Origin of the sequence: Kocuria rhizophila DC2201 (assembly GCF_000010285.1) — a bacterium.
Lineage (GTDB): Bacteria > Actinomycetota > Actinomycetes > Actinomycetales > Micrococcaceae > Kocuria > Kocuria rhizophila_A.
The window spans coordinates 259,364-283,491 of the sequence record NC_010617.1; the positions used below are offsets into that span (position 1 = coordinate 259,364).

The following is a 24,128-nucleotide window of genomic DNA, read 5'->3' on the forward strand; positions in this document are numbered from 1 at the left end:
TGAGATGCGGATCACATGTGCAGGCAACGCGAAAGGGTGGGCATGTCCAAGGTCAGAGAGGACGTCGCCGGGCTGCTGGCGGAGACCCTGCGGGACGGGATGACGCTCGCGGTGGGCGGTTTCGGACTCTCCGGGATCCCGCGGGACCTCATCGAGGCGGTGCGGGACAGCGGGGTCACGGACCTCACGGTGGTCTCCAACAACATGGGCGTGGACGGCAAGGGCCTGGGCGTGCTGCTCGAGAACCGTCAGGTCTCCCGGGTGCTGGCCTCGTACGTGGGGGAGAACAGGGAGTTCGCGCGCCAGTTCCTGGAGGGTGAGCTCGAGGTGGAGTTCAACCCCCAGGGCACGCTCGCGGAACGGCTGCGCGCCGGCGGTGCGGGGATCCCCGCGTTCTACACGGCCACCGGTGTGGGCACACCCGTGGCGGAGGGCAAGCCCACCGCGGAGTTCGACGGCCGCACGTACGTGCAGGAGCGCGGGATCGTGGCGGACGTGGCCCTGGTGCACGCGTGGCGCGGGGACACCGACGGCAACCTGGTGTACCGGCGCACGTCCCGGAACTTCAACCCGGTGTGCGCGGCGTCCGGGAAGGTCACCTTCGCGGAGGTCGAGGAGATCGTGGCCCCCGGTGAGCTGGACCCGGACCACATCGTGACCCCGGGGGTGTATGTGCAGCACGTGGTGCAGTACTCGGGGGCGCCCAAGGAGATCGAGCAGCGCACCACCCGGCCGCGGCCGGGCGCGGGCGGCGTCGAAGGAGGAGCGGCATGAGCTGGACACGCGACGAGATGGCGGCCATCGCGGCGTCGGAACTGGCGGACGGCGACTACGTGAACCTGGGGATCGGCATCCCCACGCTCGTGGCCAACAACCTGCCGCCGGGCGTGAGCGTGGTGCTGCAGTCCGAGAACGGCGTGCTGGGCATGGGTCCGTTCCCGTACGAGGGGGACGAGGACCCGGACCTCATCAACGCCGGCAAGCAGACCATCACCCTGCAGCCGGGGGCAGCGATCTTCGACTCCGCCACGTCCTTCGGGATGATCCGCGGCGGGCACGTGAAGATGGCCATCCTGGGCGCCATGCAGGTCTCCGAGACCGGGGACCTGGCCAACTGGATGATCCCGGGCAAGATGGTCAAGGGCATGGGCGGCGCCATGGACCTCGTGGCCGGAACCCCTCGCGTGCTGGTGCTCACCGAGCACGTGGCCAAGGACGGCTCCGCGAAGCTCAAGCACGAGTGCGACCTCCCGCTCACCGGTGTGGGCGTGGTGGACCGCATCATCACGGACCTGTGCGTGTTCGACGTCGAGGAGGCCGGACTGGTGCTGCGCACCCTGGCCCCCGGCGTGACCGAGGCAGAGGTGGCCGAGAAGACCGAAGCGAACTACCGGGTGGATCTCGTGGACGTGACCCCCGATTCCGTACCCGTTCAGGAGGAACAGTGACAGAGAACGCCAACGACATCGTGATCGTCAGCGGGGCGCGTACCCCGCAGGGCAAGCTGCTGGGGGCCCTCGCGTCCCAGAGCGCCGTGGACCTGGGCGCGCACGCCATCAAGCACGCCCTCCAGCGCGCGGGTGTGGCACCGGAGGACGTGGACTACGTCTACATGGGCAACGTGGTGCAGGCCGGCGGCGGGCAGAACCCCGCCAAGCAGGCCGCCGTGGCCGCGGGGCTCCCCATGACCGTGCCCGCCATGAGCCTGAACAAGGTGTGCCTGTCCGGGCTGGTGGCCGTGACCGAGGCGGCCCGGATGATCCGCGCGGGCGAGGCGGACGTCGTCGTGGCCGGGGGCATGGAGTCCATGACCAACGCCCCGCACCTGGCGCTGGGCGCTCGCAAGGGGAAGTCCTACGGGGACATGACCCTCGCCGACTCCCTGTCGCACGACGGTCTGGTGGACGTGGAGCTGCAGATCCCCATGGGCGAGCTGACCGAGACCGGCAACACGGAGCGCTCCATCTCCCGCGAGGAGCAGGACGAGGTGGCCGCCCGCAGCCACCAGCTCGCGGGCAGGGCGCAGCAGAACGGTGTGTTCGCGGACGAGATCGCGCCGATCGAGATCCCGCAGCGCAAGGGCGATCCGGTGACGGTGTCCGAGGACCAGGGCGTGCGCCCGGACTCCACGGCCGAGGGGCTCGGCAAGCTCCGGGCCGCCTTCACCAAGGACGGCACCATCACTGCGGGCAACTCCTCCCCGATCTCCGACGGCGCGGCTGCCATGGTGCTGACCACGCGCGGCTACGCGCAGGAGCACGGCCTGGACTGGCTCGCCGTGGTGGGGAAGCCCGGGCAGGTGGCCGGGCCGGACACGTCCCTGCACTCCCAGCCCTCGCGCGCGATCGAGCACGCGCTGTCCCGTGCCGGGTGGACCGCGGACGAGCTGGACCTCATCGAGATCAACGAGGCGTTTGCCGCGGTCTCCGTGCAGTCCGTCCGGGACCTCGGCGTGGACATGGACAAGGTCAACATCCACGGCGGTGCGATCGCCCTGGGCCACCCCATCGGGGCCTCCGGCGCCCGCCTGGCGCTGCACACGGCCATGGAGCTCGCGCGCCGCGGCTCCGGCAAGGCCGCGGTCTCGCTGTGCGGCGGCGGCGGTCAGGGCGAGGCGCTGCTGCTGAGCCGCTGAGACGGGCGGTGCCGCTGAGCGGCGCCGCGTGACCTACGGGGTGTCCCGCTCACCAGAGCGGGGCACCCCGTTCTCGTGGCCCGGGGCGTGGGCGGAGGGTCGGGTCCGGGCGGGGTGGTGGCCCCGCAGGTCCGGGCGGACACGTCATGTCGGCCGCTACGGGTGCGGGACCCGTGCCACGGAGCGCACACATCAGTAGGCTGATGACGGCAAGCAGTCCGAGGGCGGGCGGCGGTGCGGTTCACGCTCGGGACACGCGCGCTGCGTCCGACCCCGGGCCACCGCGCGACCCGGGAGGGAACATGGCACATCCGGAATCCACACCCGCTGCGCCGTCCGCAGGATCGGTGAGGGGCGAGAGGACGGCCGACCGGGCGGCGTCGACCCCGGACATCACCCGCACCCGGAAGCGGGCCGCGCTGTCCGGATTCCTGTTCGGCTGCGGGATTGCGGCGGCCATGATCGACCTGTTCATCTTCCACCTGGGCCTGCAGTGGCACCACTTCTACGATCTCTCCACGCACGAGGTCGCTCTCGTGACCGACGGCTTCTTCCATGCCTTCGCATGGTTCATCACGGTGTGGGGTCTGTTCATGCTGGCCGACGTGCGCCGTCGTGGCGGGGTGCGCTGGCTCCACTGGGTGGGTGCGGTGATCCTGGGCGCCGGCTCTTTCCAGCTCTTCGACGGGATCGTGGACCACAAGCTGCTGGGCATCCACCAGATCCGCTACGGCGTGGACCTGCTGCCGTACGACCTGGTGTGGAACGGTACGGCCGTGGTTCTCATGCTCGTGGGGTACCTGGTGATACGGCGCGGCGCCCGGGCGTACCGGGCGGCGTGATGGGCTCGGGGACTCTGATCCTCCCCGGGTTCCGGACGCTCTCCGCGCCCCCGGGGCTTCTCGCGGCTGCGGTGGGCGCGGGGGAGCAGGGGCACGGGGACCACGGGCAGCACGGTGGCGGTGCCGCTGGGCACGCGGACGCCGCAGTGGCCGCCCCGTGGCCGCTCTTCGAGTGGTTGGTCCTCGCGCTCGTGTTGCTCGCCGCAGTGGCGTACTGCTGGCGTCTGTGGGCCGGGCGCGGGCGACGCGGCGTGGCCCCCTGGCGCCCGGTCAGCTTCCTCGCGGGACTGGCGTGCGTGGGTGCCGGGCTGGTGGGGCCCGTGGCCCACGCCAGTCACGCGAGCTTCACGATGCACATGGTGGGGCACCTGCTGGTGGGGATGATCGGGCCGCTGCTCCTGGTGCTGGGCGCCCCGGTGCGGGTGCTGCTGCGCGGTCTGCCCACGGCCGGGGCCCGGAGGGTCACGCGGGCGCTGCGCTTCCCGTGGATCCGGTGCGTGATGCACCCCGCGGTGGCCGCCGTGCTCAACGTGGGCGGGCTGTGGCTGCTCTACACCACTGGGCTGCTCCACTGGATGCACGCCTCAGCGCTCGGCCACGCGGTGGTGCACACGCACATCTTCCTGGCCGGGTACGTGTTCACCGCCTCGATCGCCGGGCCGGACCCGGATCCGCACCGTTCGTCCTTCCGTGTGCGTGCGGCCGTCCTGGTGGTGTTCATCGCCGCCCACTCCATCCTGGCCAAGTGGTTGTTCGCGCACCCGCCCGCGGGAGTGGCGCCCGCGGACGCGGAGGTCGGAGCGCAGCTCATGTACTACGGCGGGGACGTGGTGGACGTGGCCCTCATCGTGCTGCTGTTCCTCGGCCACCACCGGGCCACAGCGCCGCGAGAGCCCGACGCCCGGCACCCGGAGGTCACGGCGCGCGATCGGGCGTGAGCGGACGGGCCGGGAGCGGGGCCGCGTGGGCCCGCGCCGCGCCGTCGTGAGCACTTGGCACGAGGCGGGGAGATGGGCGGGGCCGCGGAGACGCACGAGGCGAGGAGACGCGCGGGACCGTCACACTGCCCGCACAGCATGTAACGCATGCCACTTTCCCTAGGATCGGGGCGGTACCTGATCCAAACCACCCCTGAGGAACCCCCATGAGCTCCCCCCAGCACTCCCCGGCCCGAACGGCCTCCTCCGAACCGGTCCTGGCCCGCGCCATGCGCCCCGTCAACTATGTGGTGGAACGGTTCATCCCCTCCGCGCTGATCTTCGCGATCATGCTGACCGCAGCGGTGGGCGTCATGGCGCTGCTGCTCACCGACGCGAGCCCCGTGACCGTGGTCGAGGGCTGGGGCAAGGGGCTCTCGGGGCTGCTCGAGTTCATGACCCAGATGGCGCTCGTGCTCCTGCTGGGCCACGCCCTCGCGAGCACCCGGCCCGTGCGGGCCCTGCTGGGACGGCTCGCGGCTGTCCCGCGGAGCGCGCTGGCCGCCTACGTGTTCGTGTTCGTGGTGGCCGCGGTGGCGTGCCTCATCACGTGGGGCTTCGGCCTGGTGGTGGGTGGTCTGCTCGCGCGTGAGGTGGCCGCCGAGTTCTCCCGGCGCGGCACGCCCGTGAGCTTCCCCATGCTCGTGGCCGCCGGTTTCTCCGGCATGGTCGTGTGGCACATGGGCTACTCCGGATCCGGTCCGCTGACCGCCGCGACTCCCGGCTCGTTCATCGAGAAGCAGGTGGGCCACGTGATCCCCATCTCCGAGACCACGTTCTCGTGGTGGAACATGACGGCCGCAGGGGTCACCGTGGTCCTGGTCTCGCTGGCCCTGTGGCTCGTGGCCCCGCGCGCCGTGCCGGGGTCCCATACCATGACCGCCGAGGCGCTCGCCCAGTCGGAGCAGCAGATCCCCGAGCCCGCGATCGAGGCCCCCGCCGACCGGCTGGACGCCTCGCGCATCCCCACCCTGTTCGTGGGCCTCGCCCTCGTGGCCTACCTGGTCACCCACTTCACCGGGGGCGGCACCGTGACCCTGAACATCGTGAACTGGATGTTCCTGGCCCTGATCTTCCTGCTGTCCCGCAACGCGTTCGAGGTCATGGCCCTGGTGAAGAACGCCGCCGCGAACGTGGGGGACATCCTGCTGCAGTTCCCGCTGTACGCCGGGATCATGGGCATCATGACCGCCACCGGGCTGATCCAGGTGCTCTCCGACTCCATCGTGGCGGTCGCCACCCCGCAGACCCTGGGGCTGCTCGCCTTCCTCTCCGCGGGCCTGGTCAACTTCTTCGTCCCGTCCGGCGGCGGTCAGGTGGCCATCCAGGCGCCCATCCTGCTCGACGCCGCCGCCCGCCTGGGCGTGGACCCGTCCGTGATCATCATGTCCGTGGCGTACGGGGACCAGTGGACCAACATGATCCAGCCGTTCTGGGCCCTGCCCCTGCTGGCGATCGCCGGGCTGAGGATCCGGGACATCCTCAGCTACACCACCGTGGTGCTCATCGTCTCCGGTCTGGTCTTCGGGGCCACCATGCTCGTGGTGGGCGCGGGCGTCTGACGCCGAGCAGGCAACGGCCCCGCGGGATCCGAGGATCGCGCGGGGCCGTTCTGCGTTTCTGCGGCGGGGCTCAGGCCTTGTCCGGGTCCCAGCCGGGGATGGCGCCGTCCGGGGCGGCGTACTTGGCGATCAGGCTGCAGTCCTTGTCCGCGAGCCCCTCGTCGATGAGCTCCTGGAAGCGCTCGGCCACCAGGCGCGCGGCGGGCAGGTTCACGTCCGTCTGCTCACCGGCGGCCAGGGCCAGACCGATGTCCTTGGCGGCGAGCGTGGCCGAGAACGTGGCGTCGAAGTTGTGGTTTGCCGCCGCCGAGTCCGTCATTCCCGGCACGGGGTACCAGGTCTGCAGCGCCCACGAGTCGCCGGATGAGACCGAGGCGATCTCCCAGAAGACCCTGGGGTCCAGGCCCAGCCGGTCCGCCAGCACGGAGCCCTCCGAGCACGCCTCCAGGCAGATGAACAGCATCATGTTGTTCACGATCTTCGCGGCCTGCCCGGTGCCGGCGGCTCCCGTGTGGACCACACGGCCCGCCATGGGCTGCACGACCTCCTCCGCGCGGCGGGCGTGCTGCTCCTCCCCGCCGATCATGAAGGTCAGAGTGCCGGCGGCGGCGCCGCTGATCCCGCCGGAGACCGGCGCGTCCACGAACGCGAAACCGGCCTCCGACGCGGCGCGGTGCAGCTGCTCCGCGGTGGCCACGTCGATGGTCGAGCTGTCCACGAGCAGCGCGTCCTTCGGGGCCAGGGCGAGCACGCCGTCCTCCCCGAGGTACACGGCGCGGGAGTGCTCGCCCTTGGGGAGCATGGTGATGACCACCTCCGCGCCGTCGAGGGCCTCCCCCATGGTGGAGAAGGTCTGCACGCCGCCCTGCCGCGCGGCGGCCATCGCGGCCTCGCTGAGGTCGAAGCCCCGGACGTCGTGGCCCGCGGCCACCAGGTTGGCGGACATCGGTGCGCCCATGTGGCCCAGGCCGATCCAGGTGATGGTGCTCATGTGGTGTGTCCTCTCGTCGTGCGTGTCGGCACCGTGCTCGGTGCGCGCTGGAAAAGGGGGTGTGCGGCCCATGGCGGGTTGCCGCGTCTGCCGTGCGCGGAGGGCCCAGGGGCCCTCCGCGCACGGGACCGGCACGCGGGGTGACGACGGCGCGGGGCCGGGCCGTGCGGCGTCGTCGGCCGTGCCGTGGGTGTCAGGCGGTGGTGCGTTCGGCGTCCAGGCGGCGTCGGTCCTCGGCGTCGATCGCGTGCAGCGAGATGCCCCTGGTCTCCCGCAGGGTGAGCACCGCGAACAGCGTGATGAGGCACGCGACGGTGATGTAGATGGATATGGGGACCCACGAGTCGAAGCGGCGCAGCAGGGACGTGGCGATGATGGGCGCCAGGGACCCCGCGACGATCGAGGTCACCTGGTATCCCAGGGAGACGCCCGAGTAGCGCATGCGGGTGGGGAACATCTCGGCCATGATGGCGGGCTGGCCGGCGTACATGAACGCGTGGATCACCAGGCCCAGCACGATCGCGGCCAGGATGATCCAATCGTTGCGGGTGTTGAACATGGGGAACGCCACGAACGCCCAGCCGATCGCGAGCACCGCACCCGCGGCGTAGACGGGGCGGCGTCCGATCCGGTCCGTGAACCGGCCCATGAGCGGCACCACGATCACGTGCACCACGTGCGCGACCAGCAGCAGGAGCAGGATGTTGGACGTGTTCATCTTCAGCTGGGTGGACAGGTACGTGATGGAGAACGTGACCACGATGTAGTACAGGATGTTCTCCGCGAACCGGATGCCCATGGCGCCGAAGACGCCGCGCGGGTAGCGGCGGAACACCTCGGCCACGCCGTAGGAGGCACCCTTCTCCTCGATCAGCTCCTCCTGCGTCTGCGTGAAGATCGCGGCATCGCTCACGCGGGTGCGGATGTAGTAGCCGATCGCCACGATCACCACGGACAGCCAGAAGCCCACGCGCCAGCCCCAGGAGAGGAATTGTTCGTCGCTGAGCGTGCGGGAGAGGAACAGCAGCACGATGGTGGCCAGCAGGTTGCCCAGCGGCACGGCGGCCTGCGGCCAGCTGGCCCAGAATCCCCGTTCCTTGTTGGGGGAGTGCTCCGCGACCAGCAGCACCGCTCCGCCCCACTCGCCGCCCACCGCGAAGCCCTGCGCGAAGCGCAGCACCACCAGCAGCGCGGGAGCCCAGTAGCCCACCTGGTGGAACGTGGGCAGGCAGCCCATGAGGAACGTAGTGGCACCCACCAGGATGATCGCCAGCTGCAGCAGGTGCTTGCGGCCGAACTTGTCCCCGAAGTGCCCGAACACGATCCCGCCCAGCGGCCGCGCGATGAAGCCCACCGCGTAGATCAGGAACGCCTTGATGATCCCGTCCAGCGGGTTGCCGGTGTCCACGAAGAACAGCGGGCCGAACACGAGCGTGGATGCCGTGGCGAAGAGGAAGAACTCGTACCACTCCACCACCGTGCCCGCCATGGACGCCGCCACCACCCGTTTCAGACCGCTGCGGGTCTCCGGGTTGTCGTTGGGGTCCATGTCGACCGCCGGGGCGGGGGTGCCCGCTGTGCTCATGTTCGCTCCTCGTGCTGACTGGATGTGATGCCGATCACGGTCAGTGTGGCACGGGGCCGGCCGACGGCCCGGCACATCGCCGCGCGGTGTCGGCTCATGTCATCCCCGAGGGGGCGCTCGCCGTTCTGGTGCCCACGGGTGTCGGCGACGCCGCTGAGCCAGGACTGCGCGCACGCCCACCTCTCAACGTCTGCAATAGCGGAGCAGGTGCAGATTCGCGGGCGCGGGGCTGCATGTGCTCCACCTCACAGCGCCTCGTTCATCGGACCCCTCCGCGCCCGGGGCGCGCCTCAGCGCACCATGCGGATCTCGCGGAGGTCCTCCAGGGCGGGATCCGTGAGAGTGGCTCCGTCCGCGCGGAAGCCGTTGCGCTCGTAGAAGTGGATCGCGCGGGGGTTGGCCTCGGCCACCCACAGCTGCGCAGGTTCCTCGCCGAGAACGGCGTCGAACAGTGCCTGCCCTGCCCCACTGCCGTGGTGTGCCTTGAGCACGTAGAGCATGTGCAGGGCCAGATCCCGCGACGGCTCCGTCTCCTCGGGTCGACCCACGCCGGCGAAGCCCACGATCGCCCCGTCCACCTCGGCCACCCGGATCCGGTCGCGTCCGGCCGGGTCAGCGAGCAGAGTGGTCCACAGCCTCAGCCGGGCCTGCCGAGCGGCGTCCCCGAAGAAGCGCTCCGGAACCAATCCCGTGTAGGTCTCCCGCCAGGACTGCACATGAACCTCCGCGATCCTCGGTGCGTCCTCGGGCGCAGGCGCTCGCAGGGTGAAAGGGGTCGTGGTCATGCGGGCATTCTGCCCCGTCCGGCTCGCACACGACAGAGGGCGACGACGCCGCTGCACTAGGACCACACGCACGCCCGCCACTCAATGCCTGCAGTAACGGAGCAGGTGCAGATTCGCGGGCGCGGGGCTGCATTTGCTCCACCTCACAGCGCCTCGCCCGTCGGGCTCCGCCTCGCACAGCGCACGACGACGCCGCTACGCCAGGATCGCGCGCACGCCCGCCTCGAACTCGGCGTCCATGGTGGCGGTAGGGAGGTCCATCGACTCGCGGGTCTGCTGGGCGGTCACGGAGCCCAGGGCGAAGCGGGTGAGCGTGAGGGCGAGCGTCTCGGCGGCCTCCGGGTTTCTGCCCCGGCCGGTCAGCGCCGTGATGAGCAGCGGGACGGGCTGCATCCCCAAGGGGTCCAGTGCGTGCGCCACACTCACCACGTCCGCGCCGTCCCGCACGGCGAGCACCGCAGAACGGAACCGGGCGATCAGCAGGAGCGCGGCGGCGTCGTCGTCCGCGGTGTGCGCGGGGCGGACCGCGGGGGTCTCGAGCGGGGCGACCATGCGCTGGGCGAGGACCGCGAGCAGCTCCTGCTTGTTGGCCATGTGCCAGTAGAGCGCTCCCGGCTGAACACCCAGCTCACGAGCCAGGCGGCGCATGGAGAGGTCGCCGAGGCCGTACGTCTGCAGGATGTGCCACGCGGCATCCACCACCTGGCTGCGGTCCAGTGCCACGGTGTTCCTCCCTGCTCTCGTGCCCGGGTGCGGGCTCCGCGGAAACTCTACCGAGTAGTGGTGTGTGGGCTGTGTGCTGTGCGGGCGCCGTGGTTCGGGGCCCTGCGGGCGCTGGGGAGTCTCGGGCGCCCGGTGTGCCCGCGATGGACCGTTCTGCGAGGTCAGACCGGCCACGAGCAGAGAGGGCGCCGGGGTGCGGCCCGGTGCGTGCTCGTGCCCCGTCACGAATTGACTTTCCTGAACACCGTTCAATAATTGAACAATGTTCAAGAACCCCGCAGAGCTGGCCGACCGCGTTCTCGCCGGCACCCCTGTGACCCCGGATGAAGCCCTCGACCTGCTGCGCACCGACGATCCCGGCATGCTGGATCTCGTGGCCGCCGCCGCACGCCTGCGCCGTGAGCACTTCGGCATGACCGTGAAGGTGAACTACCTGGTCAACCTCAAGTCCGGACTGTGCGCGGAGGACTGCGGCTACTGCTCGCAGCGCTTGAATGCCGGAACGGACATCCTCAAGTACTCGTGGCTGAGCCCCGAGCAGGCCGTGGAGCAGGCCGAGTACGGCATCAAGGGCGGGGCCAGCCGCGTGTGCCTCGTGGCGAGCGGTCGCGGCCCGTCCAACCGTGAGGTGGGCAACGTGACCCGCACGGTCGAGGCGCTGAAGGAGCAGCACCCGGATGTGGAGGTCTGCGCGTGCCTCGGCCTGCTCAAGGACGGCCAGGCGGAGTCCCTCAGCAGCGCGGGTGTCAACGCCTACAACCACAACCTCAACACCGCCGAGTCCCACTACGAGTCCATCTGCTCCACCCACACCTACCAGGACCGCGTGGACACCGTGGAGCGTGCCAAGGACGCGGGCCTCTCCCCGTGCTCGGGGCTGATCGTGGGCATGCGCGAGACGGACGAGCAGCTCGTCGAGGCGGTGTTCGCGCTGCGGGATCTGGGCTCGGACTCCGTGCCCGTCAACTTCCTCATGCCGTTCGAGGGCACGCCCCTGGCCGGCACCTGGCAGCTCAGCCCGCAGAAGTGCCTCAAGATCCTCGCCGTGGTTCGCTTCGTGTGCCCGGACAAGGAGATCCGGATGGCCGGCGGGCGTGAGATGCACCTGCGCTCGCTGCAGCCCCTCGCGCTGCACGTGGTCAACTCGCTGTTCCTGGGCGACTACCTCACCTCCGAGGGTCAGGCCGCCGAGGCGGACCTCGCGATGATCGCCGACGCCGGATTCACCGTTCTCGGCGCCGGTCCGGACCCGTCCCGGGACCGTCACGCCGGCCCGGCCGACGTGCAGGGCAGCGGCGCGGAGCAGGGCGCGGGGGAGCGGACGACGACGCCGTGCGGGTCCGTGTGCGGATCGGCCGCCGGTTCCTCGTCAGGTGACGGTTCTGCGCCGGACGGTGGGCGTGCCCCTGCGGACGTGTCCCGGAGCGGGCCTGCCGAGGCGGTCGGCAGTTCCCCCGAGGATGGTTCTCGAAATGCTGGCGGTCCAGCCCGCACCCGTAGCGCGGCGGCGTCGTCCGCGCCGACCGGCGCCGGCATGTCCCCGGCCCTCGCGGCGCTGCTGGGCTCGGACGACGGCCCCGAGCAGGACGAGGACGACACCAGGGTGAGGGTGGAGCTGAGCCCGACCGTGCGGCGTCGTGGTGCGGGCACGTCGGTGGCGCCGAATGCCTGAGTCCGGTGCCGTGGCAAACATGCCGTCGGGCGAAAGTCTCGCCGCGCGGGACCGCGGGTTGCTGTGGCACCCGTACGCCGCGCTGGACGGCCCCGCGCCGTACACCGTGGAGGCGGCGGAGGGCGTGACCCTCACGCTCGTGAGCCCGGAGGGTGATCGGATCGAGGCGATCGACGGCATGGCCTCGTGGTGGTGCGCCGTGCACGGGTACCGGAACCCGGAGCTGGACCGCGCGATCGTGGACCAGGTCACCGCGTTCTCCCACGTGATGTTCGGCGGGCTCACGCACCGCCCGGCCGTGGAACTCGCGGAGCTGCTGGTGGAGGTCACGCCGCCCGAGCTGCAGCACGTGTTCTTCGCGGACTCGGGCTCCGTGAGCGTGGAGGTCGCCCTGAAGCTCGCGGTGCAGTACCAGGCGGCCCTCGGGCGACCGGAGCGGCGGCGCATCCTCACGGTGCGCGGCGGCTACCACGGGGACACCACCGGGGCCATGAGCGTGTGCGATCCCGAGGGTGGGATGCACGCCGAGTTCTCCGGGCTGGTGGCGGAGCAGCTGTTCGTGGCACCGCCCCCGGCGGCGCACCCCCGGCTTAGATCCGGGTACGAGGATCCCGAGGGGTTGCGGTCCCCGGAGAACCTCGGTGCCGCGGCCTCGGACACCGCTGGTTTCGTGCCTTCCGGGGACACCGAGGGGCCAGGTGGGAGCGGCGCGCAGGGTGCGGGAGCGCCGTCGTCGACCGGGGCCGTGGACTGGGACGCCGACGACGCCGCCGTTGAGGCGTGGATCGCGGACGTGCGCAACGTCGCCCGCGCCCACAGGGACGAGCTCGCCGGGATCATCGTGGAACCCGTGCTGCAGGGCGCGGGCGGGATGCGCACGTACGACCCGCGGTGCCTGCGGGTGCTGCGAGAGCTGGCGGACGAGCTGGACCTGGTGTTCATCGTGGATGAGATCGCCACGGGCTTCGGACGCACCGGGAAGTGGTTCGCCAGTGAGTGGGCGGACGTGGTCCCGGACGTGATGTGCGTGGGCAAGGCCCTGACCGGCGGGTATGTGTCCCTAGCCGCGGTGCTCGTCTCCGCGGCCGTGGGGGAGGTGATCACCGGGTCCGAGCAACGCGCGCTCATGCACGGGCCCACGTTCATGGCCAACCCGCTGGCATGCGCCGTGGCCCTTCAATCGGTGCGCATGCTCCGCGAGACATGGTCAGAGAACGTGGCACGGCTTTCTGCGGCCCTGAACGAGATTCTTCCTGTCGCGGCTGACCTTTCGGTGGTCAAGGACGTGCGGGTGATCGGTGGGGTGGGCGTCGTCGAGTTCCACGAGGCACCGGACCCGGTACCGCTCACGTGCGCGGCGCTGGATCAGGGGGTGTGGTTCCGTCCCTTCGGGAGGCTGCTCTACACCATGCCGCCGTACGTGTGCTCCGACGAAGAGGTCCGCACCATTGCCTACGCCCTGCTCCGGGCAGCGCAGGAGGTGGAGCTCACGAGCACGGGCCGGGGTGCCACGCCGCACGGGGCGGGCGCATGACGGCCCACCGCCCGGACGCGTTCACGAGGGCGCCCGCACCCGCCCACTCGATCGCGGGGTTCCGCATGGCCGCGTCAGGGGGCAACGCGCCAGTTCCGGAGCACCCGGACGTCTCCGCTCCGACCGCTGCGGGACCCCTCGACGACTGGCTCCGCGACCGGCGGCAGCGGCGCGAGGAGACGGGGTTGCGGCGTCGGCTGCGGACGCTGCCCGGGGCGTGCGTGGACCTCGCCTCGAACGACTACCTGGGGCTGTCCCGGGACCCACGGGTCGTGGCTGCGGCACGCGCTGCGCTGGAGGAGTTCGGCACGGGATCGCGTGCATCGCGCCTGGTCACAGGGACGTTGGGGATCCACGAGGTGCTGGAACGGGAGCTGTGCGAGCTCACCGGGCAGCCCGCCGCCCTCGCGTTCTCCAGCGGCTACGCCGCCAACACGGGGGTGCTCACGGCACTGGGAGATGCGGACACGCTCATCGTCTCGGATGCCCACGCGCACGCGTCGCTGGTGGACGGGGCGCGGCTGTCACGTTCCCCGGTGCGGATCGCGCGGCACTCGGACGTGGCCCACGTGGCGCGGCTGCTGGCCGAGCGCTCGGAGGCACGCGCCGTCGTGGTGGTGGAGTCCGTGTACTCCGTGTGGGGCGACCACGCGCCGCTCGCGGAACTGGCCGCGGTCTGCCGCGGGGAGAACGCCCTGCTGCTCGTGGACGAGGCGCACGGGATCGGGGTGGCCGGTGCCGGCAGGGGGCTCGTGCACGAGCTCGGTCTGGCCGGCTCGCCGCACGTGGCCGTGACCATGACGCTGTCCAAGGCGCTCGGCGCCCAGGGCGGCGCGGTGCTGGGCTCCGAGGTGTTGCGCGAGCACCTGGTCAACACGGCCCGCCCGTTCATCTTCGACACCGCCCTCGCCCCAGCCTCCGCCTCCGCGGCCACGGAGGCCGCTCGGATCGTGCGGGCGCACCCCGAACTGGTGGAGGCCCTGCGCGAGCGAGCACGGTTCGTGGCCTCCGCGCTGGGCACGCCGCTGGCGCGTGCGGCGGTGCAGTCCCTCCCGGTGGACTCGACGGAGTCCGCTGTGCGGGCGGCGGAGGAGATCCGCTCCCGCGGCGTGGTGGTGGGCTGCTTCCGTCCGCCCTCGGTCCCGGACGGCATCAGCCGGCTCCGGATCACGGCTCCCGCGGACATGGAGCTGCAGGTTCTGGCCCGTGCGCTGGAGACCGTCCGGGACGTGGTGGGGGACGAGCCGCCGGGTGCGTGAGGGGCGGCCCACCCTGCGGACGAACTGCCCGCCGCTGCCTCAGCCACGTCCAGCGCACGTGGCCGCACTTCTTCCAACCTGACAGGAGACACCATGACCACCAACCCCCTGGGCGACCTCGTCGCCTCCCTGGGCCACGCCGTCGTCGTGACGGGCACCGACACGGACGTGGGCAAGACGTACGCCACGGCGGCGCTCGTGGTCTCCGGGTGGAACGCGGGGCGCCGCCGGATCGCGGTCTACAAGCCGCAGCAGACCGGGATGCGGGGCGGGGAGCCGGGCGACGTGGACGACGTCGCCCTGCTGGCCCGCGCCGCCGGCGTACCCTCCGCGGCGCTCACCACCACCGAGGGCCAGCGCCTCACCGAGCCGATGGCGCCCCCGCCGGCCGCCGCGATCGACGGGGTGGAGCTGCTGCCACTCTCAGCGCACGTGGCGAAAATTGTGGAATTACAAGAATCCCACGACCTCGTGGTGGTGGAGGGCAGCGGGGGCGTGCTCGTGGAGCTGGACGGGCAGCGGCACACCGTCGCGGACCTCGCGGTGGCGTTGCAGGAGACCTCCGCACGATCCGCGTCATCGACCGAGCCCGACGGAGCGGCCACACTGAGCCCCGCGACGGCTGAAGCCAGCGGCCGGCGGGGCTCTTCTGCCACTTCCGAGCCCGTGCACGCGGCGGAACGCGGCGGGGGGAAGGTGAGCACTGTGCTGGTGGTCCGCCCGGATCTGGGAACGCTGAACCACACGCTGCTGAGTCTGGAGGCACTGCTGCACCGCGGTGTGCGGGTGGCTGGCGTGGTCTTGGGCAGCTGGCCAACCGCGCCCGAGCAATTGCTCGTCTCCAATCGCGCATATCTTGAGAACCTCACTTTCATCGCGCGATATAACAGGGCCACAGAAGAAGTATACGCGGCGGCGAAGCGCTCTGACATCAATATGTCCTTCGACCTTGACAACGAGTGGGCTCTAGGCGTCATGGCAGCGCGAGTTACAGGTGTGAAGTCTGAGACGGAGAACAAAACCTTTCGGCGCATACCGCTGCTCGGTGCCGTACCGCGGGGATGGGGAACCACGACAGGAGGGCGATGAATTTATAGGCATCTGCCAACTCGCCTGCTCACCCCCTGTTCTAGTCGAGAGCATACAGGATCTGACTCCACGATGAGATGAGTGGGAGGTTAAAGATGCCATGCAGCTACAACTAAAAAATCCGATGCAACGTATGCAGAGGGGGTGCATCGGGTCTTGACCTTTAACTTTCGAAAGACTAATAATTGCGCATAGGTGTGCCATCACGACGCTCAGGAGCGATTTCTCTCGTCCGGTCGATGGGTAGGAGGTGTGAATTCGGCGGTGTGGAATTCCCAGATCCTAATGGAACGTCCTGTCCTCAATACGAATTTAATCCCCACAGCAGCCGCACCCACTATAAAAATAACGCGGTCTCAGTGCATCCGCTGGCACCTAGTGCAGGGGACTATCAGGTTGTTGTGGAGCTACACCAAAACCCTCGAACGTAAAGCGGTATTCAGCAGTACCGCTTAGGATAGAAATATTTCAGGAAGCCTATACGTGGCTAATAGAGACACAAAGGAATGCTTTTAGATGATCGATATCTCGCAAATATACCAACACGGAGTTCGTAAGCTTATAAAAGAATTCCTGCGGAGGTCAGAAGAATGGCAGGATAAAGAATTTATAAGTAAAACCCAAGCAGAATTCATTGCGGGCTCAATTATGAAGAGATGTGACGCAGCAATGAATGATGAATCGCAGCATCCATTCAACTTGGAATTTTCTACAAAAATTTGCCAAAAATACGGTATGGTGCATGGAATTGCGAGGCAACTAGGGCGGGAAGATGAAAAATATACAGTAATTGCTCGGCTCGCTCAAGCGCTTCGTCAAACAACTTTTGATAGACAGGATGAAGCGCTTGACGTTGCACGTAAGTTACTCCAGTCGGCGGCCGATTACTACTTACATGTGGACCAAAAAGAAAATGCTGCGATTGAACTTACTAATAGCGCTTTGATGACGCTGGAAAAAGACGCTGCTTCCTTTAGCGAGATCAAATCGGCGCACAAGACGCTTCTCCGGGCTGCAGATCTGAGAAAAGCCCCTCGCGATTGGGCCTTTTCCGAGTTTAACCTTGGAATATGCGAACGTATGATTGCTGAAAATAGTGGTTATCCAAAAAAAATGTTAGAGAGTTCTTGGCATCGTTTTCGTCGTGCCCAGCGGGTATTTGCAAAAAATGGAGGATCCCCTTCAGGGCCGTCTTATTACGCGCGCAATCTAGCACAGACAGCCGTCGCAATGATGGAATGCGTGCGACGAGAACAATATGCCTACCGTCTTAGTACTCACATAGCTGATGTGCCGGAAAACGTTATCGAAAGCTTGGATCCGTTCCAAATCGTAGAAACCTTAAGAGCCAATCCTGGCGTGTTTGGCTATATGGAATGCCCCGCCTGGGCGCAGGAGGAAGTCGATACATCAGCTATAGACGGAATGCTTAGGGAGGCACAGTCCGAAATTGCAAGCGCAGTTTATTTATGTTCCGATCGGGATCGGTCGGACATTCTGTGGCAGCAGTGGCAACTTAAATATTTGACTTCTGAAAGAAAATTCGATGAGCTAGCCGTGGATTCTCTCAATGATGCCTGGAATTTTAGTAGTCGTGAAGGTTTTTTTAGAAAAGCATCAAAAATAGTTGGTTTAACTTGTGAGCCAAATCTTCAGACGGCATATAACGATCAGCTTCTTAAGGTTGCGGACTTTTTGCGGTTCATAATAAGAAAATGGAAAAAAGAAGATATTGAAATCTTTCTTAATAAAAATAACCTGACGTTTAGATTTGTTGCTACTGAGCTTGCAAATAGTGGTTTTTTTAAAGAATCGTTTGATCTTCTAGAATCATCGCGCGCATTACGTTTTTCCGGAGCCCTCAATCAGGTGGGCTCTTTCCGTTACAAGGATCACAAAGGCTCGAGCGGATTTACTTGGATTCATCTTTCGCATTCACCGAGGGCTACGGTAGTAGTAGGATGTGCTTACAGTCCAACTGGGCAATTTGAGTATTTTAGTAAATGCTTTCCGAAACTTAACGGCAAGATGTTATCCGTCCTTTTTTCTGGGGTCGCGAAAGATCTTGGACTACTCCCGTTGCATTACGTCACCGATGATCAGTTTAATCGAATCAAGGGGACGGAGAGGGTTGTTAATAAGATTTCAGATATTATAATTGAAGTTGCTGATTACATTTCCTGCCAATCGCGAAGCAATGTCGTACGCATTTCTCCCGGGGGGTTCTACCAATCCTTACCGTTGGCGGCATTCAAAGGAACTGATCAAAGGTTACTGATAGACGAGTTTGATTTGGCTACGGCTCCGTCCCTTAGTGTTTGCTTAATGTCGAAGGCGTCTCTCAATCCTGTACCCACCGTCTACTTCGCATCGGCCGACGATGTCTCGGGGCTTCCAAATCTAATCTCCACCCAAAGGGAAAAGGCTTTTATTGCCAACACTTATAATTTAGTGCCCGTCGAGGCATCCAAGTTTGACATGACAGGGTTGTCAATTCCAGGCGACATTTTGCATTTCAGTGGTCATTCAACTTCCAGTTGGGATCCAAAAATTTCTGCTTTAATGCTTCAAAATGATACTTTTAGTGTGGCTGAGGTATTGGAAAACGGGCCAAGGGCGGGCTGTGTATTGCTTAGTTCGTGCGAGTCGGGTTTGGCGCAAAATTTTATGCACCAAGAAGAATATCTCAGCCTCCAGTCTGCGTTCTTTTATCGTGGGGCTAATGTAACCGTCGGCACCATGTGGCCCGTGTTAGATTTTGTGGCGTTTGTCTTTTTTTCAAGAATGTATTTCGAGTTGGGCACGTTTGAGTCTTTTGGGATTAATGAGTTGACCCGATCGTTCAGACTGGCTCAACGATGGATGCGTACGGCGACACTGCTTGACTTGTTTAATTTTTTTGATACATGCAGAGTGCCATACGACCTACCACGTGGAATGCAACGTATGGATCCGAGAGATAAGCCCTTCGAATCTATAATAAATTGGGGATGTTTTAATTTAATGGCTAGAATCGAATAAGGATGTGGGGCAAAGCGGCATGCCGAGTGGATTGTTGTCAGCGCTAATTCCTCTTCATCCATGATTTCGGCGACCGATAAATCTACACCTGTGGGAGGAATAGGCTGGACATGTTCCCGGAGGGTCCCGGTTAACGGGGGACTGATGGGGCGGGGTGGATTTTTTGTCGGCTGAGCTGTTTGTTCTCGGCTGGAATGCGCCAGCTCGTAATGAAAGTAGAACGTCGACAGGCATTTCCCCGAACTGCCTGCTAATTTGGTAACGGCCAGCGGCCCGCCACCAGCGCGTCGTAGAGGTGCTCGAAGCGCTCGTGCACTCCCCGGTAGTAGTCCTGCGTCTGCGCACGGGGTGCGTAGGTGCCCGCCGGCTCCGGGTGGGAGCGCTCCACGTCCGGCGCCAGCGACTCCAGCATCAGCAGGGCGTTGCCCCGGCACGTGGAGCGCTTCATGGTCTGGTGGATCACGGGTGTGCCCAGGTAGTCGCCCAGGATCTGCAGCCACGAGGGCAGCTCCTGGGTGACCCGCCCCGCGGTCACGATCCGCTCCATACCAGTGGACGTGCTCTCCAGCTCGTCGGAGACCCGGCGGTAGGACCCGGCGATTCCCTCAAGCATCCCGCGGGCCATGGCGGGCGCGTCCGTGGTGGCGGAGACATCGGAGAACACCGCCCGCGCGCTGCCCGCCCACCCCGTGGAGCGCTCACCCGTGAGGAACGGCAGCACACCGGGGGTCTCGGTGCTCACGGGGGCCGCCGCAATGTCGTCCAGTGTCTCGATGTCCAGCCCCAAGGTGCTCTCGAGCCAGCTCACGGCACGCCCCACGTCGTTGAGCGCCCCGCCCAGCAGGCACCGGGAGGAGTCGATCCGGTAGCACCACAGCCCCGCGGGAATCTGCTGCGGCATGTGGTGCAGCAGCACCCGCATGGCGCCGGAGGTCGCGGCGGAGACCACCATGGTGTCCTCGTCCGCCCCGCCCACGCCCAGGTTCGCGCACAGCCCGTCCGCCACGGGAGCGAACCACTGCGCTCCGGTCAGTCCCCGCCAGCGTGCGGTGCGCTCCGGGTCCACGCCCGGCAGCGGCTCGTGGGGTTCGAGGATCGGGGAGAGCTTGTCTGCGGTGATCCCGGCGGCGCGCAGCATGCGCTGGTCCCAGTTGCCCGAGCGCCGGTTCAGCAGCCCCGTCCACGCGGCGGTCGCGGTCCCGGCTGCGGTGGTCCCGAGCAGCCGCAGCCACGCGTACTCCCCGATGCTCAGCCACCGCTCGGCCGCCTCGAACTGCTCGGGCCGCGTCTCCCGCAACCACCAGAAGCGCGGCGCCAGGTAGCTCGTGTGCAGCCGCGCGCCCATCTTCTGCTGCACCTCGCGCTCGTTCAGCTCCTCCCGCAGCCGCGCGAGCTGCGGCGTACACCGCGAGTCCGCGTACGTGAAGCACTCGCTCACGGCCTCGCCGTCCGCGTCCACGCCCACCAGGGAGGAGGCGAACGAGTCCAGCCCGACGCCGCCTACCCGCCCCGCGAGCTCCGGCCGGTCGCACACGCGGTCCAGGATCTCCGTGATCTCCCCGACCACCTGGTCCGGGTCCATCACGGACGTGCCGTCGGACGCGGTGGTGAACTCGTGCGGGACCTTGTCCCGGTAGTGGCGCACGGGCGTTCCGGTGGCGTCGTAGAGGGAGCCGCGGGTTGCGGTGGAACCGATATCCAGCGTCATCACCAGTGGATCCCGGGCGCCCTCCAGATCCACCGCGAAGTCGGTGCCGTCGTGCGGGCGGGGTGTCCTCTTGTGCTTGCCCATGTCTCTCCTGATCCCGCGTCCGCTGCGGGCACTCGGGTTCCGGTGGTCTGCGCCCCAGTCTAGGAACCGCCGCCGGGGGCGCCGTGCGAGGGGACTCGGTTGCCGGGTTCGCCCGCCGCGGGGTCCCGTGGTTGCCGGTTGCGCCGCTCGCGGGGCCACGCGGCCACAGGGCCGCCTCGCCGCTCACCGGTTCACGCAGCGACCGGGGGCGCCGCGACTCGGGGCACGACGACGCTCGAAGGCTCCCGGCGGTTTCTAGGGCGCCTCCGCACCCCCGGTCCGAGAGCGTCTGAGGTGCAGTTCTGCCCTAGATGTCACGCGCTGGTTCAGAGGGTGGTTGCAACGCTTCTTCTATTGGGAGTGTTGTATGAGGGGTTTGGGAGTCACTGGCGCGTTGTCGTTCTGGCGTCGTAGCCCGCGAGCTGTGGAGGCTCTTTGGGATGCTCGGGGCATGGGCGCATCATCGGAGGCCATTGCCTCGACGTTAGGATTGCCGCGGCGATCGATGGAGAGGTACATCTGTCGCTGTGGTGGGCTACGAGCCCAGCGGTGGGCCTCACCGGCCAGGATGCTCAGCTATGACGAGCGTCTCCAGATCAAGGACATGCTCCGAGAGGGACGCTCTTACCGGCAGATCGCTTCCGCCCTGGGGCGAGCACCGTCAACGATCAGCCGCGAAGTCGCCCGCGGGTCCATGGAAGGAACCCGCGGAAGATACCGTCCGGCCAGGGCACAGCAGCAGTCCTGGACCAACCGGTTACGCCCGAAACCATTGAAGATTCCCGCTGATCCGGTACTGCACGCGGTGGTCCAGGACTGGTTGGAGGCCAAGTTGTCTCCGGAGCAGATCGTGGGACGATTACAGCGTGAGTACCCCAACGACCCTCGGATGCGTGTGAGTCGCGAAACGATCTACCGCACGATCTATCTCCATGCCCGAGGTGGTCTCAAGCGAGAACTCACGGCACTGACTCGTACCGGGCGCACCATCCGTTATCCCAACCGCCGCCCGGTGAGCACTCGTGGGCGTATGCGGGGGATGGTCTCGACCTGGGATCGCCCGGCAGAAGCGTTGGAACGCAAGGTCCCTGGGCACTGGGAAGGAGATCTGATCATCGGCAAGAACGGGGCTTCGGCCATCGGCACGGTCGTGGAACGGTTCTCGAACTACCTGAACCTGGTGAGGCTGGAACCAGGGCAGAACCGTGTTGTCGCCCTGCGCGAGGCTTTGGTGCCCAAGCTCGTAGAACTTCCGGAGTCTTTGCGGAGGTCATTGACCTGGGACCAGGGCAAGGAGATGGCCCAGCACCGGCAGATCACGATCGAGTCCGGAATGAAGATCTACTTCGCCGACCCGCACGCTCCCTGGCAGCGAGCCACGAATGAGAACACCAACGGGCTCCTACGCCAGTACTTCCCGAAGGGCACCGACCTGTCGATCTTCTCGCAGCTGGACCTTGACCAGGTCGCGGATGAGATGAACCGCCGGCCCCGCAAACGCTTACAGTTCGCCACACCCTACGAAACCCTCGAAGAACACCTGTTGCAGTGATCCATTGAATCCGCCCACCATGGCATCACGCGGTACCGTCAGCTCGATGTCTTTGAGGTTGTGCTCGCGGGCGCCACGCACTCGAACGCCCGGTTTAATGAAGGCTGAGTTCTCACCAGTGGGTGTGGAAGGCGAATTCATGGGCCAACGTTATCAACGCATGGGCTACGAAATGTGGCCGGTAGAAGCCGTGCCTGACAACAGGCACGTCACGACTCATTTTTGGCACTCCTAGGCAGCCGCCCCAATCTTCTCAGCTGGAGGCTTTCTGGGTTCGTGTGCCGCGCCTGCTGGATTCGAGCGCCGCAGCCAACGTCCGGGCGTCATAGTCGCCCAACAGGCGGCGACCTTCGACGAAGAAGGTTGGGGTGGCGTGAGCTCCGCTGGCCTCGGCACTCACGACATCGCGGTTGACTCGTTCTGCGACAGCCTCGCTGTCTATGTCGTGTATGAAGTGATCGACGTTCAGCCCGAGTTCTTCCGCATAGCCTATGAGGTGCTTCCGCTCAAGCGCGTCCTGGTGCGTAAATACGAGGTCGAGCCATCGCCAGAATTCGCCCTGGATCGCAGCTGCTTCAGATGCTTTTGCAGCCAGCGGCCCGTGTGGGTGGTGGGGAAGATGTCGCACGACGTAACGAAGATCTTCGCCGAACTGCGCGCTCAGATCTTCCCAGGAGCCAGTGGCGTGTGCACAGTACTCGCACTCGAAGTCGACATATTCGACCAACGTCAGCTTGGCGTCCTCCGGGCCGCGGATGTGATCAACTTCGGGATCGACCGTAGGGTCGAGCACCATGGGCAGATCTGCAGTCTCCTCACCCCACCGCTTAGCGGCGATCTTGAATATCAACCAGCCCAGGGCGACGGCGAGCACCATGGACACCAGTACCCCAAGAGTAGCCTGCCGCCCGAGATCGCTCGTCGAGCCGAAGGCGAGTCCGATGATGAGCAGGGAGACGGTGAACCCGATACCTGAAAGCGCTGCACCACCGAAGACGCTGCCCATTCCCACCCCTTCGGGCAGACGGCCAAGGCCCATCCTGACCGCCAGCAGAGTGGCAACGCCAATTCCGAGAAGCTTGCCGAGTACGAGGCCAACAATGACTCCCCAGGTCACGGATGAGCCTAAGGAATCAGCGAGCAGTCCACCTCCGAGGTCGACGCCGGCATTGGCGAGGGCGAAGATCGGCACGACAAGCAGTGCTGTGGGGCGGCGAAGGACTTCGTGCATTCTCTCGTTCACCGAGATCCCCCGGGCCAGGCCACGGTTGACACCGCGCGCCGAGGCGGCGCTGGGCGACTGCCAGAAGTCACGGAAAAGCTGTCGGGCGGCGACTACCTCGTGGCGCTGAGTGGGGTAGGCGGGGATCAGCAGACCAGCCATCATGCCGGCGAGTGAAGCATGCACCCCAGAAGAGACAGTGGCGAACCACAGAACAATCACAATGATCACGTAAGGTGCCGCGTTCCACTGTCGTGAACGGCCAAGCGCCCACAATCCGATGAGGCAGGCGAGAGCGATCAACAAGGGGACAAGCTTGATCTCATCGCTATAGACAAGGCCAATGATCGATACTGCCAGGAAGTCATCGACCACTGTCAGGGTGAGGAGGAAGACACGCAACTGACCTGACAGTCGCGGACCCACTACTGCGAGTGCGCCAAGCATGAACGCTGTATCGGTTCCGACGACAGCGCCCCATCCACCAAGTCCGCTACCGCCGGACAAGCTGACGACAAGCACGTACACGAGAGCAGGAAAAGCGACACCTGCGACGCCAGCTATCAAAGCGAGTTGAGCACGACTGCGATCGCGTAAAGACCCGTGCGCGAACTCCTGTCGCACCTCTAATCCGACAACAAAAAAGAAGATCACCATGAGGCCATCGTTGATCCAATGCTGCAGATCCAAATGCATGCCGACGGGGCCGAAATCGAAACCGACTTTTTGCTGCCTGAGCTCGAAATAGCTGTCAGATAACGGCGAGTTCGCCCACACAAGCGCCATTACTATGACTAGCGCCAGAAACAGCGCCGATCCGGACTCTGTTCGTAGACTGCGCGCGATTCGCCCGAGACCTGGGCGAGGGGCTGTCGTGTTTTGCATGC

Annotated in this window: 18 protein-coding genes; 12 read left to right on the forward strand and 6 right to left on the reverse strand. The window is 66.2% G+C overall.

Annotated elements, in window-relative coordinates; translation table 11 throughout:
* The first annotated feature begins 42 nt into the window (after positions 1-42).
* From KRH_RS01135 to KRH_RS01160, 6 genes are all read left to right on the forward strand, one after another.
* Positions 43-774, forward strand: coding sequence for a CoA transferase subunit A (locus KRH_RS01135; RefSeq protein WP_012397308.1), 732 nt, complete (start codon positions 43-45; stop codon positions 772-774).
* Complete coding sequence (locus KRH_RS01140; RefSeq protein WP_012397309.1) at positions 771-1,448, forward strand: CoA transferase subunit B; 678 nt, start codon at positions 771-773, stop codon at positions 1,446-1,448. The genes KRH_RS01135 and KRH_RS01140 overlap by 4 nt, the downstream gene beginning before the upstream one ends.
* Entirely contained in the window at positions 1,445-2,635 is a 1,191-nt protein-coding gene (locus KRH_RS01145; protein WP_012397310.1) for an acetyl-CoA C-acetyltransferase, read from the forward strand. The genes KRH_RS01140 and KRH_RS01145 overlap by 4 nt, the downstream gene beginning before the upstream one ends.
* Before the next feature lie 302 nt (positions 2,636-2,937).
* Positions 2,938-3,477 carry a DUF2243 domain-containing protein gene (locus tag KRH_RS01150; protein ID WP_088610682.1) on the forward strand — a complete coding sequence of 180 codons (540 nt, stop codon included), beginning with the start codon at positions 2,938-2,940 and terminating at the stop codon, positions 3,475-3,477.
* Positions 3,477-4,415, forward strand: a complete 939-nt coding sequence (locus KRH_RS01155; protein ID WP_226905783.1) for a cytochrome c oxidase assembly protein — start codon at positions 3,477-3,479, stop codon at positions 4,413-4,415. The genes KRH_RS01150 and KRH_RS01155 overlap by 1 nt, the downstream gene beginning before the upstream one ends.
* Before the next feature lie 206 nt (positions 4,416-4,621).
* The gene (locus tag KRH_RS01160; protein ID WP_012397313.1) at positions 4,622-6,016 is read left to right on the forward strand and encodes a short-chain fatty acid transporter; all 1,395 of its coding nucleotides are present in this window, start codon (positions 4,622-4,624) and stop codon (positions 6,014-6,016) included.
* Between the two features lie 70 nt (positions 6,017-6,086).
* On the opposite strand, the gene mmsB is transcribed toward KRH_RS01160, so the two are convergent.
* The 4 genes from mmsB to KRH_RS01180 form a co-directional block, all read right to left on the reverse strand.
* Positions 6,087-7,007, reverse strand: a complete 921-nt coding sequence (gene mmsB / locus KRH_RS01165) for a 3-hydroxyisobutyrate dehydrogenase (RefSeq protein ID WP_012397314.1) — start codon at positions 7,005-7,007, stop codon at positions 6,087-6,089.
* A 193-nt stretch (positions 7,008-7,200) separates the two neighbouring features.
* Positions 7,201-8,592, reverse strand: coding sequence for an MFS transporter (locus tag KRH_RS01170; RefSeq protein WP_012397315.1), 1,392 nt, complete (start codon positions 8,590-8,592; stop codon positions 7,201-7,203).
* Positions 8,593-8,882: 290 nt separating this feature from the next.
* Positions 8,883-9,377, reverse strand: coding sequence for a GNAT family N-acetyltransferase (locus KRH_RS01175; RefSeq protein ID WP_012397316.1), 495 nt, complete (start codon positions 9,375-9,377; stop codon positions 8,883-8,885).
* Positions 9,378-9,572: 195 nt separating this feature from the next.
* Positions 9,573-10,100: a TetR family transcriptional regulator gene (locus tag KRH_RS01180; protein ID WP_012397317.1), complete on the reverse strand. Its 528-nt coding sequence runs from the start codon at positions 10,098-10,100 to the stop codon at positions 9,573-9,575.
* A 262-nt stretch (positions 10,101-10,362) separates the two neighbouring features.
* Between KRH_RS01180 and bioB the strand changes: the two genes are divergently transcribed.
* The 5 genes from bioB to KRH_RS11965 all read left to right on the forward strand — a co-directional run bounded on the left by bioB (position 10,363) and on the right by KRH_RS11965 (position 18,675).
* Positions 10,363-11,772 (forward strand): biotin synthase BioB, encoded by a 1,410-nt coding sequence (bioB, locus tag KRH_RS01185; protein ID WP_012397318.1) that lies wholly within the window; start codon positions 10,363-10,365, stop codon positions 11,770-11,772.
* A complete protein-coding gene (locus KRH_RS01190; RefSeq protein ID WP_012397319.1) occupies positions 11,765-13,306 on the forward strand; it encodes an aminotransferase class III-fold pyridoxal phosphate-dependent enzyme in 1,542 nt (513 codons plus the stop codon). The genes bioB and KRH_RS01190 overlap by 8 nt, the downstream gene beginning before the upstream one ends.
* Before the next feature lie 65 nt (positions 13,307-13,371).
* Positions 13,372-14,565, forward strand: a complete 1,194-nt coding sequence (locus KRH_RS01195) for an 8-amino-7-oxononanoate synthase (RefSeq protein WP_012397320.1) — start codon at positions 13,372-13,374, stop codon at positions 14,563-14,565.
* Between the two features lie 93 nt (positions 14,566-14,658).
* Positions 14,659-15,654 (forward strand): ATP-dependent dethiobiotin synthetase BioD, encoded by a 996-nt coding sequence (bioD, locus tag KRH_RS11960; protein ID WP_012397321.1) that lies wholly within the window; start codon positions 14,659-14,661, stop codon positions 15,652-15,654.
* 516 nt (positions 15,655-16,170) lie between these two features.
* Positions 16,171-18,675 carry a CHAT domain-containing protein gene (locus KRH_RS11965; protein ID WP_012397322.1) on the forward strand — a complete coding sequence of 835 codons (2,505 nt, stop codon included), beginning with the start codon at positions 16,171-16,173 and terminating at the stop codon, positions 18,673-18,675.
* A 250-nt stretch (positions 18,676-18,925) separates the two neighbouring features.
* Here KRH_RS11965 and KRH_RS01205 read toward each other — a convergent pair whose 3' ends face one another.
* Positions 18,926-20,467: a gluconokinase gene (locus KRH_RS01205; protein WP_012397323.1), complete on the reverse strand. Its 1,542-nt coding sequence runs from the start codon at positions 20,465-20,467 to the stop codon at positions 18,926-18,928.
* 568 nt (positions 20,468-21,035) lie between these two features.
* Here KRH_RS01205 and KRH_RS01210 point away from each other — a divergent pair.
* The gene (locus tag KRH_RS01210) at positions 21,036-22,019 is read left to right on the forward strand and encodes an IS30 family transposase (protein WP_158301517.1); all 984 of its coding nucleotides are present in this window, start codon (positions 21,036-21,038) and stop codon (positions 22,017-22,019) included.
* A gap of 253 nt (positions 22,020-22,272) precedes the next feature.
* Here the strand turns inward: KRH_RS01210 and nhaA are convergent, their stop codons facing one another.
* Positions 22,273-24,126 carry a Na+/H+ antiporter NhaA gene (gene nhaA / locus KRH_RS01215; protein WP_012397326.1) on the reverse strand — a complete coding sequence of 618 codons (1,854 nt, stop codon included), beginning with the start codon at positions 24,124-24,126 and terminating at the stop codon, positions 22,273-22,275.
* Positions 24,127-24,128 lie beyond the last annotated feature (2 nt).

Excerpts from the sequence above, each read along its gene's own strand:
- KRH_RS01160 (WP_012397313.1), top strand. The coding sequence starts at position 4,622 with ATGAGCTCCCCCCAGCACTCCCCGGCCCGAACGGCCTCCTCCGAACCG.
- KRH_RS01195 (WP_012397320.1), top strand. The coding sequence starts at position 13,372 with ATGGCCGCGTCAGGGGGCAACGCGCCAGTTCCGGAGCACCCGGACGTC.
- KRH_RS01135 (WP_012397308.1), top strand. The coding sequence starts at position 43 with ATGTCCAAGGTCAGAGAGGACGTCGCCGGGCTGCTGGCGGAGACCCTG.
- KRH_RS01210 (WP_158301517.1), top strand. The coding sequence starts at position 21,036 with ATGCTCAGCTATGACGAGCGTCTCCAGATCAAGGACATGCTCCGAGAG.
- KRH_RS11965 (WP_012397322.1), top strand. The coding sequence starts at position 16,171 with ATGATCGATATCTCGCAAATATACCAACACGGAGTTCGTAAGCTTATA.
- KRH_RS01140 (WP_012397309.1), top strand. The coding sequence starts at position 771 with ATGAGCTGGACACGCGACGAGATGGCGGCCATCGCGGCGTCGGAACTG.
- KRH_RS01155 (WP_226905783.1), top strand. The coding sequence starts at position 3,477 with ATGGGCTCGGGGACTCTGATCCTCCCCGGGTTCCGGACGCTCTCCGCG.
- KRH_RS01205 (WP_012397323.1), bottom strand. The coding sequence starts at position 20,467 with ATGGGCAAGCACAAGAGGACACCCCGCCCGCACGACGGCACCGACTTC.
- nhaA (WP_012397326.1), bottom strand. The coding sequence starts at position 24,126 with ATGCAAAACACGACAGCCCCTCGCCCAGGTCTCGGGCGAATCGCGCGC.
- KRH_RS01170 (WP_012397315.1), bottom strand. The coding sequence starts at position 8,592 with ATGAGCACAGCGGGCACCCCCGCCCCGGCGGTCGACATGGACCCCAAC.
- KRH_RS01175 (WP_012397316.1), bottom strand. The coding sequence starts at position 9,377 with ATGACCACGACCCCTTTCACCCTGCGAGCGCCTGCGCCCGAGGACGCA.
- KRH_RS01190 (WP_012397319.1), top strand. The coding sequence starts at position 11,765 with ATGCCTGAGTCCGGTGCCGTGGCAAACATGCCGTCGGGCGAAAGTCTC.
- KRH_RS01150 (WP_088610682.1), top strand. The coding sequence starts at position 2,938 with ATGGCACATCCGGAATCCACACCCGCTGCGCCGTCCGCAGGATCGGTG.
- mmsB (WP_012397314.1), bottom strand. The coding sequence starts at position 7,007 with ATGAGCACCATCACCTGGATCGGCCTGGGCCACATGGGCGCACCGATG.
- bioB (WP_012397318.1), top strand. The coding sequence starts at position 10,363 with ATGTTCAAGAACCCCGCAGAGCTGGCCGACCGCGTTCTCGCCGGCACC.
- bioD (WP_012397321.1), top strand. The coding sequence starts at position 14,659 with ATGACCACCAACCCCCTGGGCGACCTCGTCGCCTCCCTGGGCCACGCC.